The sequence below is a fragment of the Polyangiaceae bacterium genome, from assembly GCA_020633235.1.
GTDB lineage: Bacteria > Myxococcota_A > Polyangia > Polyangiales > Polyangiaceae > JACKEA01.
The window spans coordinates 494897-508214 of the sequence record JACKEA010000005.1; the positions used below are offsets into that span (position 1 = coordinate 494897).

The following is a 13318-nucleotide window of genomic DNA, read 5'->3' on the forward strand; positions in this document are numbered from 1 at the left end:
CGGGGGTGGGGGAGCGGCGGGGAGCGGCGGCGCGGTGGACGCGGGGCCGTGTCCGAATGGCGTGCAGGGGGGCGACGGCACGGTGGCGTATCCGCGCTGGGCCACGCCCACGGCGGACACGCGCGCGGCGAGCGAGTTTTCCACCACCGCGAACACGGCGCTCGATCACGCCACGTGCCTGATGTGGCAACGGAACGTCGACGCCAACCTGTACACCGTCGACGAGGGCAAGACGTTCTGCCAAAACCTCGTGCTGGATGGCCTCGCGGATTGGCGGCTGCCGACCCGCGCGGAGCTCATCAGCCTCACGGACTTCAGCGCCAAGACACCGGCGATCGAGAGCACGGTGTTCCCCGGAACCGAAGGCACTGCCGGCTCGAATGCTTCCGGCCGCTATTGGTCGTCCACGGACACGGCCTGGGACGCGACCAAGAACTGGGTCGTCACTCACGGCGCCATCGGTCAGGCGTCCTTCTTTCCGAAGATCGATATGTCGCGGGTGCGTTGCGTGCGCGGCAAGGGCGCACCCACGGGACCGCGCTTTGTCACGGGCGCGATGGGCGTGGTCGTCGACAACGAGACCGGCCTGTGGTGGGAGGAGGCCCCTCCGGACGCCGATCACGATCCGACTCAAGCGAAGGCCCACTGCGACGCCCTGCTCCTCGGCGGCCACGACGATTGGCGTCTGCCGTCGGTGCGCGAGCTACAGTTGCTGGTCGATCCGAGCATCAGCAGCCCGGCGCTCCCGGCGCTGTTCACCTCGTACAACGGCTGGTTCTGGACCAGCTCCCCCGTCTTGGGGCTGCCCGGCCAATCTTGGGGCGTGCAGCTCGGCACCGGCTACTCCACGCCCGAGGGCGGCGGGCTCGTGTACACGACACCGCGCGTTCGGTGCGTTCGCTGAGTCAGTAGGCGGTGAAGCCGCCGTCCACGGCCAGCGTCTGGCCCGTGACGAAGCTGGCGGCGTCGCTCGCCAAGAACAACACCGCGGCGGCGACCTCTTCCGGCTGGCCCACGCGACCGAGAGCCGTGCGCTCGTTCACGCGCTCCACCAGGGATTCGCTGGAAGTGATGGCCGCCGCCAAGCGAGTCTCGATCAGCCCCGGGGCCACGGCGTTCACGCGGATGGCGCTCGGGCCGAGCTCGAAGGCGAGTGTTTGCGTCATGCTCACCATGGCGGCCTTGGTCATGCCGTAGACGCCTTGCATGGGCGCGGCGCGCAAGCCCGCCACGCTGGCTACGCTCACGATGGCCCCGCTGCCCTTGCGTCCAATCACGTGCTCCGCGAACTTGCGCGACGCTTCCATGGCGCCCCGCAGGTTCACGTCGAAGGTCTTCTGGTACGCGCCCGGATCGATCGAGATCATCGGACCGAAGAACGGGTTCGTGCCCGCGCAGTTCACCAGCACGTCGACCTGGCCGAAGTGCGCGATGGTCTCGCTGACCAGCTGCTCGCACTGATCGGGATGGCCCACGTGGGCAGCTACGGCGTGGGCCGTGCCACCACGCTCGCCGATCTTCTGCGCCACGGCGGAGACGCCCTCGAGCTTGCGTGAAGAGACCACCACCTTGGCGCCGGCGTCGGCGAAGGCGAAGGCGATGGCTTCGCCGATCCCGCGGCTGGCTCCGCTGACGATGGCGACCTTTTCCCGGAGGTGAATGAGCGGCGTCGACATGGGCTCCGGAGGGTAGACGACGTCGGGCCGCGCTCGCGGAAAATCCGCCATCGTCCTATGCTCCGGGCCCATGGGTCCCAAGGACGGCGTGCTGCTCGTAGCTCACGGTACGGTGAGCGATCTGGACGATCTTCCTGCTTTCGTGGCGCGCATCCGACGCGGGCGCCCGGCGCCTCCGGGCCTCGTGGAGGAGCTCCGCCATCGCTACGAGGTCATTGGCGGTAGTCCGCTGCTGGATCTGACCAAGGCGCAGGCGCAGGGGCTGTCCGAGCGCTTGGCCGCTCCGGTGCTGGTGGGCATGCGCCTGTGGCAGCCCGGCGTGGAGGAAGTGGTGCGCGCTGCCGTCAGCCTCGGGCTCCAGCGTTTGTGCGTGATCCCCTTGGCGCCGTTCAGTGTGCACGTCTACGCCCAGGCCGCGGACGAAGCCCTCGAGCGCGTGCGCCCGGAGCTGAAGGACGCCACCCCGAGCTTCGTGCACGTGGACGCGTGGGGTCAGGAGCCCGCCTTCGTGAAGGCCCACGTGGAGAGCATCGCGCGCCGAGTTGCTCCAGGCACTCGCGTGGTGCTCACTGCTCACAGCCTTCCGCGCCGCGCCATCACCGCGGGGGACCCGTACGAGGCGCAATTTCGCGCCTGCGCCGAGGCCGTGGGGAAGCAGCTCGACGCCCCCTGGGAGATCGCGTTCCAAAGCCAGGGAGCGGACGGTGGGGACTGGCTGGGACCGGACATCTTGCAGGTCCTCGAACGGCTGGCCGGGGAAGGCGTACGCCGGGCCGTGGTGGCGCCCATCGGCTTTCTGGCCGAGCACGTGGAGACCCTCTTCGACCTCGACGTGGAAGCCAAGGCCCACGCCGACCGGCTGGGCGTCGAGCTCGTGCGGGTCCCCGCCTTGAACACCGCTCCTGGCCTGCTGGAAGCGTTGGAAGCCGTGACCCGACGCGCCCTGAGCTAGAAGATCCGGCCGCTTCGCTGCGTCGAACCTGCTGATGCTTGTCGTATCCGGCCGCCACGCCGGGCAGGGAGAGGGAGGGGAGCGCCCGGATTGGGGTAGAAGTAGGCGCATGGACCAACGCGCCGCCCAACGGAGGCCGGGCATCGTTCCCCTCAGGACTCGCATCTTGGGGCTCATCGCCGTGCTGATCCTCGGTGTCGGCTGTCCCTGCGTCCGGAGCGCCGTCAACGCCAGCCCGGGCCTGCGCTGGTGGCTGTTCTCGAACTTCGGCGCCCAGCGCATGTGCCCCGAAATGCTCAAGCGCGGCGCGCCCCTCAAGCTGGACCCGGCCGGCAACACCATCGGGCGCTTCTTTCCGACCACTTGCACCCATGAAGTCCACGACGAGACCCAGAGCGTGGTGCTGCGCTTCGGAGGCACCGGCTACGCGTGGACGCCCCTCGCCGGGCGCGTCGGCTTCTCGATGGACGCGGCCATGGAGTACAGCTTCGACTTCAAGATGACGGAAGACGCCGTCTACGTGTGGGCCACGAACCCGCGCGTGGTGAGCGCCCCCGCGTTCAAGATCGGCTCCGTCGAGAACAAGGTCGTCGACATCGCCACCAAGTCCCCCGTGGGCTACATGGCCAACACCTTCGGCAGCCAGATCGTCAGCTATCAGCTGTTCCAGGGCTTCACCGTGGTGCACGGGGACGAGGGGGACGAGTTCACCCTCGGTCGCCTCAACCCGCCCGCGCGCCCGCCGCGCCCCTTCGACACCAGCGAAGAGAAGTTCGTGTTCGCCAACGAGACCACCGAGGTGCGCGCCAACCAGGTGGACTTCCTCGGGCCCTTCGAGGTGGCGGACGACGACCAAGCGATCTTCCTTCGGGTTCACGTGGCCGGTCCCGCCATCGACGTGATGGTGTTCCCGCGGGGCACGGCGGATCTGTGGCGCGAGTCGCTGCAGCTCGGAAATCCGTTGGGCCCGCCCTCGGCGCCGCCGATCGCGGGCTATTCGCTCCAGCCCGGTGCCGAGCTGAAGCAGAAGATCAAGCTGCCCCGCGGCCAGTACATGGTCGTGCTCGACAATTCCGCAGCCGTGGGTGTGGTGAAACCGCCGTGGAATCCCCTCAGTGTCGTGGGCGGCAGCACCGCCGTCGTGTCCTATGTGGCCGAGCTCGGGGATTCCGACGACGAGTTCTGACGTCCGGGGCGGGACGGGTATCGCGCCGCGCCAACATCCAAATGCAAATGATGTCGCTGCGCCGCGGAACCACCCTCAAGCCGGCGGCGGCTTGGTCTTGTCGCGGTAGCTCTTGGCCAAACGCGCGGTGCCGAAGCCGGCGCCCGCGGTGAGCAGCAGCAGGAACACGCCGAAGCCGATGGCCACGCCGCCGTAGGTGCGATAGCGCGAGGCCTTGGCGCGGTAGTACGCGCCGCCCAAGATGCTGCGATAGCTGCTGTAGTAGGAGCTTCGGGAGTCCTGGTCGGCCCAGCGATCGTAGGTGTTGGCCTTGTCGAAGTAGTAGGTGCTGCTGCCGCAGGAGCCACAGCTCATGAGCGCTACGAACAGCGTGCCGCAGCCGACCAAGAAGTGGGCCGGGAAGGGCTTGGCTGCCGCCACCGCTGCCGCGGGGGGCGCGATGCTGCTGCCGTCCGCTGCTACGGCCGGGGCGGGAGCGCTCGCGGCGGCGGCAGGCTTGTAGGAGGCGAGCACGCCGCCGACGAGCAGCACCACGATGGAGATGAACACGAAGAAGCTGCCGGCCAAGAAGCCCGGCATCGCCTCCCGAGCGGAGATGGCACCACGGGGATCGAGGAACACGTGGTAGGCGCAGAACAGCGTCACGCCCAGGGCCACCAGCAGCAGCAGCCCGCCGCAGCCCAGCATCACCTTGCCCCCGGTCTTGGCCTTCGATTGCTCCGCCATTGCGCCGCTTATGCCGCGCTTCGCCGGGGCGCGTCCAGTGTCAGTCTTCTTCGGCGGCGGAGACGCTGACGGAATCGATACGCCAGTCTCCGTCGTCCTTGCTCAAACCGAAACGGACCGAACGTTCGTCTTTCCTGAGGCCCTGGCCGCGATCGCCGACCAGGGTGGCGGTGCAACGGACGCGAGCTGCCTGGCCCGAAGCGATCAGCGTGATTTCCACGCTGCCGAGGGAGATCTCCGCGGATCGGAACGCAGTGCCCGCTTGGGTCGCGAGGGCGACCAGACCCTCACGGCCGCTCTTCAAGCTGCTGAGCTCCGGGATCTGCACGCGGACGTCCTTGGTGAAGATGTCGGCGAAGGCACCCCGCAAGCGGCCGGCGCGCATCACGGGGTTCTCCGTGCCGCTCACGCCCGCCACCTCCGCGAGGTGATCGAGCAAGGCGCGGATCTTCTCTTCGTCGCTGCGGCCGCCGAACAAGGCGTAGCCAGTGATGCCCAGGCCGAGCACGATGCCCACTACGGCCAAGGTGCGGCGGCTGATGGACAGCTCCACCGCGTCAGCTCTGCCCTTGCTGCATGCGCCAGTTCACTGGCAGATCCAGGAAGCCTTCCAGGCACAGGAAGTCGTACAGCGCTCCGCAGATGACGTCGCAGGTTTCGCTGAAGATGTGCGGATCCGTGAAGAAGCGCACGGTCTCGTCCATGAACGCTTCCTGGGTCTCGGTGAGTCGAGCCATCAGGTTGTCGCCGCAGTAGTGGACCATTTGCTGCATGAGCAAACGCTCCCACTCCGCGCGGAATGCCGGAAATTGATCGGAAAGGATCTTGTAGCCCACGGAATTCGGGCCCTCGGCGGTGTGGGCGGCGCGCAGCGTGACCTTGGCCATCTGGCCCACCCGCGGCGGGAGGTGCTGCTGCATGAAATCCACGAGCACCGCGGAGAAGATGGTCATCACCCGGTTCAGCTCCGGGGAGCGCCGAGACAAGAAGGCGACCTGGAGATCGCGTTCCATCTTGGCCAACAGCTCGGTAGTGGCTTGCTGCACCTCGGCGCTCTCGTAGTCGAAGCCATCGAGCTCCGCCCGCAGGCGATTTCGGTAGCGGGTGAGCACGTAGTACACGCCTTGCTCGGCGTGGTGGATGGTCTTTTCCTTGTCGCCCTTGGTCTTCTCGTGGAGCTCGCTTTCGAAGAACAGCTTGGCGATGCGACGACCGATCGTCTTCAGGTTCTGCGTGGCGAAGTTCGCCTTGCCCTCGGGGTCGAACACCCTGGCCAAGAGCGAGCTGAAGGTGCGCAGCTGTTGACCGGCGATCTCTTCCGCCGATTGGCGCGCCGTGGCGTCGGAGCCCAGGGCCTGCTGCATGGCCTTGATCTGCGCGACCACTTGCGCGGTGACGGCGTCGAGCTCGGGGCTCGTTTCCATGTCGCCCTTGTAGTGGACGATGCGCGCCTGAACCTGCTCGTTGAGCAGGCCCAAGGCCTTGAACGTGAGCGCCTCCTTGTCCTGCTCCGACATGGCCGCGGCACGCGGCGGCGGCGGGGGACGGCGAGGGGGAGGCGGCGGCTTGGGCGGCGGGGCAGCTCCTGTCACGTGGCGCAGAATACCCGACTCGGCTCGGGATTTGGGCGTGGACTGGCAGGGGTCAGGCGAACGCCGGCGGGGGCTGTCCAGCGCTGGGGGAAGCTGCCATGCTCGCGGCACTCTGGCGTCGAGGTGGTGGCCGGAGAGCCTTTCTGGAGGAGCTCATGCGACTGTCGCTGATCGTCTTTTCGTCCCTGCTTGCCCTGGGCTGCGCCCGAGGCCCCAACGTGTCCACGGACCAGCTGCCGCTCCGGCGCGTCGTCGTGTACCGCAACGGTGTGGGCTACTTCGAGCGTTCCGGCCACGTGGATGCCGACCAGGTGACCTTCAAGATGCGCCAGCGCATGGTGGGCGATTTCCTGGCCACGCTGGCCATCGTCGAGCATGGCGGCAGCTCCGTGCGCTCAGCGTCGTTCCCGCTGGAGATCGAAAAGGAGAGCAGCGAGCCGGAGCCGGATCCGCGCTTCGAGAGCATGCTCAAGCCTTGGCCCAAGCCGGAAGACAAGCCCGATCCCGACCGCCTCCGGGAAGTGATGCTGAGCCTGGACGGCGAGGAGCACGACCTGGCCGTGGGCTACGTTTCGGAGACGCCCGTGTGGCGGCCGTCCTATCGCCTGGTGGTGCAGGAGAACGGCAAGGCGGATCTGCAGGCCTGGGGCATCGTCCAGAACTTGTCGGGAGAAGACTGGAACGGCGTGCAGCTGGTGCTGGTGGCCGGCGCGCCCCTCGCGTTCGAGAGCACCTTGGGGGAGCCGGTGATCCCCGAACGACCCATCGTCACGGATACCGGCGAGGTGATCGCCGCCGTTCCGGAAGGCGTGACCAGCCTCGCGAACAAGGAGGGCGAGGTCACCGAGGTCGGTGGCGACGAGCCCGAGGCGCCCATGGAAGAAGCCGCGGCGGAAGCGGCCCCGGACGACGACTACAAGGACAAGGGCGCAGCTGGCGGCGGCCGGCGGGCTCGCCCGATGAAGAAGGCGACCAGCAAGACGCGGGGACCGAGGCCCGCCACGGGCAGCTCTGCGGGCCTGGGCGATTTGCTGCAGGGCGGCGAAGTGGAGAAGAAGCCGCTCAGCAAGAACGACCGCATTCGCTTGGCGCTCGAGGAAGCCAAGCGCTCCGGGCTCAGCGCGCCGCGACGCATGAGCGCGCTGGCGGCGGTGGCAGTGGAGTCGGGAGCCACGCGTTACGCCATTCCTTCGCCCATCACCGTGCCGGACGAGAGCGCCACCATGGTGCTGTTGCTCAACCAGCGGGTGCAGGGCGAGGCGGTGTTCCTGTTCTCTCCGGATGGCGGCGTGCCGGAGTCGAGCACGCACCCGTTTCGCGTGGCGCGCTTCAAGAACGGCACCAAGGGATTGCTCGAGCGGGGTCCCATCGCGGTGTTCGAGCAGGGCTCGTTCTTGGGCCAGGGGATGGTGGATCCGCTGCCGCGAGATGCCATTGCCACGGTGCCCTTTGCTCTCGAACGGAGCCTCGCCGTGCAGAGCGAGCGCAAGTACGACCAACAGGGGGCGCGCTTGTTCCGCATCGAGGCCGGGCGCCTGACCATCGAGCGGGACAGCGTGACCAAGACGCTCTACACCGTGAAGAACGGCGGCGACAAATCCGCCAAGCTGCTGGTGAAGCACCCGCGCAGCAATGGGGCGCGGCTCTATCATCCGCCGCAGGGCACCGAGGACAACGTTGGCGTCGGCAACGCGCTCGTGCCTGTCACCGTGAAGCCCTATGGCAAGGCCATCCTCACGGTGGACGAGCGGCGCAGCGTGCAGCAGCCCGTCAGCTGGCTCAGCGATCTCGCCGACGACGCCGTCAAGGCGTACCTCGCGGATCCTCGGGCCAACCCCACTGTTCGCGGACAGCTCGACACCGTTTGGAAGCTTCGCGAAAGCTGGAAGCACTCCGTCGACAAGCAGCAGAAGCTCGTGGACGAGCAAGGCGAGCTCGAGAAGGCTGCGCGGGAGACGCGGCTCTCTCTTGGGGCTATCGAGAAGAACAATCAGGCGGCGGATCTTCGCGTCAAGCTCACCAAGCGCCTTGGGGACATCACTTCGCGCATGAATCAGATCACCAAGGAGCTCATCGAGGTCAAGATGGCCATCAACGAGCAGGAAGTGCGCTTTCGAGACGCTGTTCGGGAGATCAAGCTGATCAAGGCGCCGCCGCCCAAGGACTGAGCTCTCCCGTATTTTTCTTTTGTTGGCGCGTCGCGGAAAACGCGCGCGGCGCGCCTGGGATGCGGGATCCGGACGCGGATGCGGATGCGGATGCGGATGCGGGGGCGGATGCGGGATCCGGGTGCGGGTGCGGGATGCGGGATGCGGGATGCGGATGCGGATGCGGATGCGGATGCGGATGCGGGGGCGGGATGCGGGTGCGGGAGCTGGGCGTGGGAGCTGGGCGTGGGAGGGGGGCGGTTGAGGTGGCAGTCGCGGATTGTCGACTTGTTACGCGTACGTGGTCGGATTGGCGGCGGGGCGGGTGGCAGTGACGATTGCTGCTGCTGCTGCGGCTGCGGGTTCTTGATCGTACCGGCGTGCTCGGCCGCCTCCAGGGGCACGCCCGCGCGCTCCGCGCGCGGCGCCTGCGGCGCCCTAGACCCGGCCTGCGCGCGCCTGGGTGAGGGGCGAACGCCCCTCGCGAGCTGCGAGATGGGCGAACTGGAGAAAGCTCATGCTCAAAATCTACTCGGACATGCTCGATTGGCTCGAACAGCTCGCGGACATCATCGAACGCATTTCGCGGCACGATCCCGACCTCGCGCGCCAGCTCCGACGCGCGTCGCGGTCGGTGATCTTGAACACCGCCGAAGGCATGGATGCTCGGGGCAGGAACAAGCCCGCCAAGTACACCCTCGCCCTCGGCGAAATGCGCGAGAGCTGGGCCGCCCTCGAAGTCAGCGTGCGCCTTCGCTACATCGCGCCGCTCGATGCCGCCTTCGAAGATCGCTCGCAGAAAATCATCGGCACCTTGTATCGGCTCGCGCATTCCCACAGCCGTTGAAGCCCGTGGCACTGCGGTGAGGCGGACCGTCATTCAGTAATTGGCGGTCCGCCTCATCCTTGGCCAAGCGGCGGACGCGGATGCGGGATCCGGACGCGGATGCGGGATCCGGACGCGGATGTGGGGGCGGTGGCGGATGCGGGAGCGGATGCGGGAGCGGATGTGGGAGCGGATGCGGGAGCGGGGGCGAGTGTTGTGGGGCGGGGGTGGGAGGCGCAGACTGTTGGGCGATGAGAGCGCTGAGCGTGGTGGTCGCTGGGGTCGTTGGTGTCGCTTGTGTGGCGTGTGGCTCCGACAGTAGTGACGGGGCGTCGGGCGGGAGCGCAGCGGCTGCGGCTTCTGGAGGCGGCGGGGGAAGCGGCGGGGGAAGCGGCGGGGGTGGTACCGGCGCGAAGGGCGGAAGTGGCGGAAGCGCGGGAGGCGGAAGCGGCGGGATGGCAGGCACTGCAGGAAGCGGCGGGAGCGGCGGGAGCGGGGGCAGCGCGGGGAGCGGGAGCGGCGGCGCCGCTGGGAGCGGAGGCAGCGCGGGGGCCGGGGCTCCGGCGCCGATGGTCGGCGTCTACGTCGGCAACGATCCAGCAGAGGTCACCAAGTTCGAAGCTTGGCTCGGACGCGACGTGGACGGCGTGCTCGGCTACACCGGAGCGGCGAGCTGGGCGGACTTCGATGGCTCCGTCGGTTGGGCGGCGGGACTGTGGGCGCCGCTCGATCGACGGGTGTTCTGGTCCGTACCCCTGATCCCCGCGGGCGCCAGCTTGGCGAGCGCCGCGGCGGGGGACTACGACGATCACTACAAGCAAGCGGCGCAAAAGCTCGCCGGCTTCCGCCCCGGGGATCCCAAGCTCTTCGTGCGCACCGGCTGGGAGCTCAACGGGGATTGGTTTCCGTGGGCGGCGCAGGGCAAGGAGCAGGACTTCATCGGTGCCTTCCAGCACTTCGTGACGGCGTTCCGCAGCGTGTCCAATCGCTTCGTCTTCGAGTGGAACGTGAACATGGGCAACAACACCTCCACTCAGATGAACCCCGAGACGGCCTATCCCGGCGACCAGTACGTGGACTTCATCGGGATGGACTTCTATTGGAACACCCAGTGGGATCCGAAGGACCCCGACCAGGCGTGGACCTCGATGCGGGACCGGCCCTATGGGCTCGCGTGGCACCAGACCTTCGCTGCCGCCCACGGCAAGCCGACCACCTACTCGGAGTGGGGCATCATGTCGGACGACGCCGGGCCGTACATCGCGAACGCCAAGAAATGGTTCGACGACCATGCCGTCGTGTTCCACACGTACTGGGACTCGAACTCGGCGTTTCAGGGCAAGCTGTCGGGCGGGCAGTATCCGAAGGCGGCCGCGGCGTACATTTCCGCATTTGGGCCGTGATGCCGCGCCGTGACGTGATTCGGCCGCGGCGGGCGGGCGCGAGGTTCCGCGCTGCAGCGACAAAAATGATCTGGACTTGATCGGCCCGGGAATGGGGCGGGATTGACAAAAGGTAACGCTACGACCATTTTTCCCGCGATGATGGAGCCGGAAGAGGTTCGGAGCCGCCTGGAGGCGGCATTTCCCGACGCGGACATCGAGCTCGAGGACCTGACGGGGACGCGAGACCACTACTCGGCGCGCATCGTCTCCAAGGCGTTCGAAGGCAAGACGCCGGTGGAGCAGCACCAGACCGTGTACCAGGCGTTGGGGGAGGCCATGAAAGGGCCCATCCACGCGCTGGCGCTCAAGACCTACACCCCGGAGGCGTGGCAACGCCTGAGCGGAGGACGATGATGGACGACGCAATCAAACAGAAGATCCAGGCCACCGTGGACGAAAGCCGCATCGTGCTGTTCATGAAGGGCAGCAAGCTGTTCCCCCAGTGCGGGTTCTCCGCGCAGGTGGTCGGCATCCTCAAACAGGCGGGCGCAGAGTTCAAAGACGTGAACGTGCTCACGGACCCGGATATCCGACAAGGCATCAAGGATTTTTCGAACTGGCCGACGATCCCCCAGCTGTACGTGAACGGGAAGTTCATCGGCGGCTGTGACATCGTCACCGACCTGTACGAGAGCGGCGAGCTCGCCAAGCTGCTCGAAGGCTGAGTCAGTCCACGCCCACGCCGAGCTCGCGAGCCAGCTCGCGGCTGGCGCGGGCGGCGCGGTTTCCATCCTTGAAGGGAAACGTGATAGCGTGGGGGCCGTCCGGGTGGCCGCCGATCATGCCGCCGTCGGAGCCGATGAGCTTGGCGACGCGCGGCTTGGTGAGATCCTTGGCGGCGTCCTCCAGCTGTCCGAGGGTGCCGCTGGCCTCCGGGCTCACGACGCCGTCGTGGCGGATGAGCGCGGCGCGGAGCTGCGGCGGATCGGCGAAGGCGCCCATCCAGTACACCAGGGATGCGGCCGCGCCCCCCGGGCCCGGTCCGAGGAACCACGCGCCCAGATGGTGCGTGCTGCTCTCTGCGCAGCGGGCGTAGAGCGCGCCGTGGGTCGCGCCCAGGCGCTCCGCCAAGGCCGCAGCCACGCGCACGAAGCTCTTGCGGCCTTCGTCCTTGAAGTAGGGCGCCACGTAGCGTCCGGAGAAGGTCAGGCTCACGCCCCGGTGTTTCGGCTGCTGGGGGTTTGGAAGGCTGGCGTCCGCCACCGTGACCAACGTGCTGGGCCCTTCGGCGCCGCTGATGTCTTCTGCTGCCGGCCACACGAAGCGGCCGCTGAGGGCACCGGGCCGGCGCGCCACGAAGGGTCCCAGTCCCGGATCGAAAGTGAGATCCCCGCTGGAGCCGTCGCGCAAGAGCACGAGCTCCACCACCCAGCCCTCCACGTCCGTGGGCCCCACCGTGGCACCGCGCATCACCCGGGAGCGCGTCGCTTGGCACACGCGCTCTGCCCGCGCCCGGCGCTCGGCTTCGTAAGCGTCTGCACCCACGCTGGCGACGGGGTTTGGCGTGGGCGTCGTTGTCGTTGGCGTCGGGTTCCCCCGCTGGGGCAGGAGCCAAGCGCGAGCGAACCACAGCGCGACACCAGCCAAGGCGAGGATCACGAGGGGGGCGACGAAGCCCGGCAGCTTGAAGCTCCGGCGCGCCGTCGGCGGCAGCGAGGCTCGGCGCTTCTGCACCAGCTCGCGCGCCAAGGCCGTGGTGCGGCGCTGGCGCACTTCCGGCGCCAGCCCATCCCAGTGAGCGTCGAGCCCACCGAGCGCGGCGGACGTCGGCGGACCGTAGCCTTCGAGATAGATCTGGTCCGCGACGATGCGCACCTCACCGGCGGCACCGAAGCGCGCCACCGCCTCGGCGACGAGGGTCTCGATCTCCCGGTAGACCTCGGGATCCGCGGCAGGCACGGCGGCACAATACCATCGAGATTTTCGCGGAGGGAGCTTGCTATGGTACCGGCCCATGAGCCGCCCCCTCGTGCTTCTCTCCAATGACGATGGCTATCGCGCTCGCGGCATCGAGACGCTGCGTAGTGCCCTGTCGAGCTTCGCCGACGTGTACATCTGCGCGCCCGAGACCGAGCAGAGCGCGACCAGCCACTCGCTGAGCCTGCACCGGCCCCTGCGTCTGTTTCGTCACGACGATCGAGTGTTCTCCGTGGATGGCACCCCGGCGGATTCGGTCTATGTCGCGCTCCACGCGGAAACCCGGGTCCTGCCGCGGAAGCCGGATCTGGTCGTCTCCGGCATGAACCACGGCGTGAACCTGGGGGACGACGTGTTCTACAGCGGCACCGTGGCGGCGGCCCGGGAGGGCGCGCTCAAGGGCTTTCCGTCCTTGGCCGTGAGCGCGGCGGTGGACGCCGACGGCGTGGCCGCCGCGGCGCTCGCGACCAAGCTCGCCCGCGCGCTCTTGGCGGAAGCCCGGCAGGGCCCCTTGCTGCTCAATGTCAACTTCCCCAAGGGCTCGACGTGGCCCGTGAAGGCCACGCGTCTCGGCAGTCGGGTGTACCGCGACGGCGTGGAGTTCCGTCGCGATCCTCGCGGTCGCGAATACATGTGGATCGGCGGACCGGGGGTGGAGCACCGAGAGATCGCCGGCTCCGACACCGAAGCGTACGACCGTGGCGAAGTGGGCGTCACACCACTGGTGCTCGACCTGTGGAGCCGCTCGTCGCAGGAGCGGGCCGAACGCGTGGTGACGAGCTTCGAGTGAACGCACCGAGGGCGTTTCGTGTTACGTAGCCGCGATGGCCGCCAAGAAGCGCACCACGACC

General features: G+C 68.1%; 14 protein-coding genes. 9 read left to right on the top strand and 5 right to left on the bottom strand.

Annotated features, from left to right (window positions below; genetic code table 11):
- The first annotated feature begins 34 nt into the window (after positions 1-34).
- Positions 35-904: a DUF1566 domain-containing protein gene (locus tag H6717_27995; protein ID MCB9580904.1), complete on the top strand. Its 870-nt coding sequence runs from the start codon at positions 35-37 to the stop codon at positions 902-904.
- A gap of 1 nt (position 905) precedes the next feature.
- Here the strand turns inward: H6717_27995 and H6717_28000 are convergent, their stop codons facing one another.
- A complete protein-coding gene (locus H6717_28000) occupies positions 906-1676 on the bottom strand; it encodes a glucose 1-dehydrogenase (protein ID MCB9580905.1) in 771 nt (256 codons plus the stop codon).
- A 70-nt stretch (positions 1677-1746) separates the two neighbouring features.
- On the opposite strand from H6717_28000, the gene hemH reads away from it, so the two are divergent.
- Complete coding sequence (gene hemH, locus H6717_28005; protein MCB9580906.1) at positions 1747-2628, top strand: ferrochelatase; 882 nt, start codon at positions 1747-1749, stop codon at positions 2626-2628.
- 109 nt (positions 2629-2737) lie between these two features.
- On the top strand, positions 2738-3814 hold the full coding sequence (locus tag H6717_28010) for a hypothetical protein (protein ID MCB9580907.1): 1077 nt from the start codon (positions 2738-2740) through the stop codon (positions 3812-3814).
- A 75-nt stretch (positions 3815-3889) separates the two neighbouring features.
- Here H6717_28010 and H6717_28015 read toward each other — a convergent pair whose 3' ends face one another.
- From H6717_28015 to H6717_28025, 3 genes are read right to left on the bottom strand one after another with little or no spacing between them, the layout of a single operon-like run.
- Positions 3890-4540 carry a hypothetical protein gene (locus tag H6717_28015; protein MCB9580908.1) on the bottom strand — a complete coding sequence of 217 codons (651 nt, stop codon included), beginning with the start codon at positions 4538-4540 and terminating at the stop codon, positions 3890-3892.
- A gap of 40 nt (positions 4541-4580) precedes the next feature.
- Positions 4581-5093: a nuclear transport factor 2 family protein gene (locus H6717_28020; GenBank protein ID MCB9580909.1), complete on the bottom strand. Its 513-nt coding sequence runs from the start codon at positions 5091-5093 to the stop codon at positions 4581-4583.
- 4 nt (positions 5094-5097) lie between these two features.
- On the bottom strand, positions 5098-6132 hold the full coding sequence (locus tag H6717_28025; protein ID MCB9580910.1) for a hypothetical protein: 1035 nt from the start codon (positions 6130-6132) through the stop codon (positions 5098-5100).
- A 155-nt stretch (positions 6133-6287) separates the two neighbouring features.
- Between H6717_28025 and H6717_28030 the strand changes: the two genes are divergently transcribed.
- The 5 genes from H6717_28030 to grxD all read left to right on the top strand — a co-directional run bounded on the left by H6717_28030 (position 6288) and on the right by grxD (position 11215).
- Positions 6288-8300 carry a DUF4139 domain-containing protein gene (locus H6717_28030; GenBank protein MCB9580911.1) on the top strand — a complete coding sequence of 671 codons (2013 nt, stop codon included), beginning with the start codon at positions 6288-6290 and terminating at the stop codon, positions 8298-8300.
- Positions 8301-8796: 496 nt separating this feature from the next.
- The gene (locus H6717_28035) at positions 8797-9126 is read left to right on the top strand and encodes a four helix bundle protein (protein MCB9580912.1); all 330 of its coding nucleotides are present in this window, start codon (positions 8797-8799) and stop codon (positions 9124-9126) included.
- Between the two features lie 434 nt (positions 9127-9560).
- Positions 9561-10508 carry a glycosidase gene (locus tag H6717_28040; GenBank protein MCB9580913.1) on the top strand — a complete coding sequence of 316 codons (948 nt, stop codon included), beginning with the start codon at positions 9561-9563 and terminating at the stop codon, positions 10506-10508.
- 138 nt (positions 10509-10646) lie between these two features.
- A complete protein-coding gene (locus tag H6717_28045) occupies positions 10647-10904 on the top strand; it encodes a BolA family transcriptional regulator (GenBank protein MCB9580914.1) in 258 nt (85 codons plus the stop codon).
- Positions 10904-11215 carry a Grx4 family monothiol glutaredoxin gene (gene grxD / locus H6717_28050; protein ID MCB9580915.1) on the top strand — a complete coding sequence of 104 codons (312 nt, stop codon included), beginning with the start codon at positions 10904-10906 and terminating at the stop codon, positions 11213-11215. The genes H6717_28045 and grxD overlap by 1 nt, the downstream gene beginning before the upstream one ends.
- A gap of 1 nt (position 11216) precedes the next feature.
- Here the strand turns inward: grxD and H6717_28055 are convergent, their stop codons facing one another.
- Positions 11217-12449, bottom strand: a complete 1233-nt coding sequence (locus tag H6717_28055) for a hypothetical protein (GenBank protein MCB9580916.1) — start codon at positions 12447-12449, stop codon at positions 11217-11219.
- Positions 12450-12504: 55 nt separating this feature from the next.
- Between H6717_28055 and surE the strand changes: the two genes are divergently transcribed.
- Positions 12505-13257, top strand: coding sequence for a 5'/3'-nucleotidase SurE (surE, locus tag H6717_28060; GenBank protein ID MCB9580917.1), 753 nt, complete (start codon positions 12505-12507; stop codon positions 13255-13257).
- Positions 13258-13318: the final 61 nt, after the last annotated feature.

Excerpts from the sequence above, each read along its gene's own strand:
- H6717_28010 (MCB9580907.1), top strand. The coding sequence starts at position 2,738 with ATGGACCAACGCGCCGCCCAACGGAGGCCGGGCATCGTTCCCCTCAGG.
- H6717_28015 (MCB9580908.1), bottom strand. The coding sequence starts at position 4,540 with ATGGCGGAGCAATCGAAGGCCAAGACCGGGGGCAAGGTGATGCTGGGC.
- hemH (MCB9580906.1), top strand. The coding sequence starts at position 1,747 with ATGGGTCCCAAGGACGGCGTGCTGCTCGTAGCTCACGGTACGGTGAGC.
- H6717_28030 (MCB9580911.1), top strand. The coding sequence starts at position 6,288 with ATGCGACTGTCGCTGATCGTCTTTTCGTCCCTGCTTGCCCTGGGCTGC.
- H6717_28040 (MCB9580913.1), top strand. The coding sequence starts at position 9,561 with ATGGCAGGCACTGCAGGAAGCGGCGGGAGCGGCGGGAGCGGGGGCAGC.
- grxD (MCB9580915.1), top strand. The coding sequence starts at position 10,904 with ATGGACGACGCAATCAAACAGAAGATCCAGGCCACCGTGGACGAAAGC.
- H6717_28035 (MCB9580912.1), top strand. The coding sequence starts at position 8,797 with ATGCTCAAAATCTACTCGGACATGCTCGATTGGCTCGAACAGCTCGCG.
- surE (MCB9580917.1), top strand. The coding sequence starts at position 12,505 with ATGAGCCGCCCCCTCGTGCTTCTCTCCAATGACGATGGCTATCGCGCT.
- H6717_28000 (MCB9580905.1), bottom strand. The coding sequence starts at position 1,676 with ATGTCGACGCCGCTCATTCACCTCCGGGAAAAGGTCGCCATCGTCAGC.
- H6717_28045 (MCB9580914.1), top strand. The coding sequence starts at position 10,647 with ATGATGGAGCCGGAAGAGGTTCGGAGCCGCCTGGAGGCGGCATTTCCC.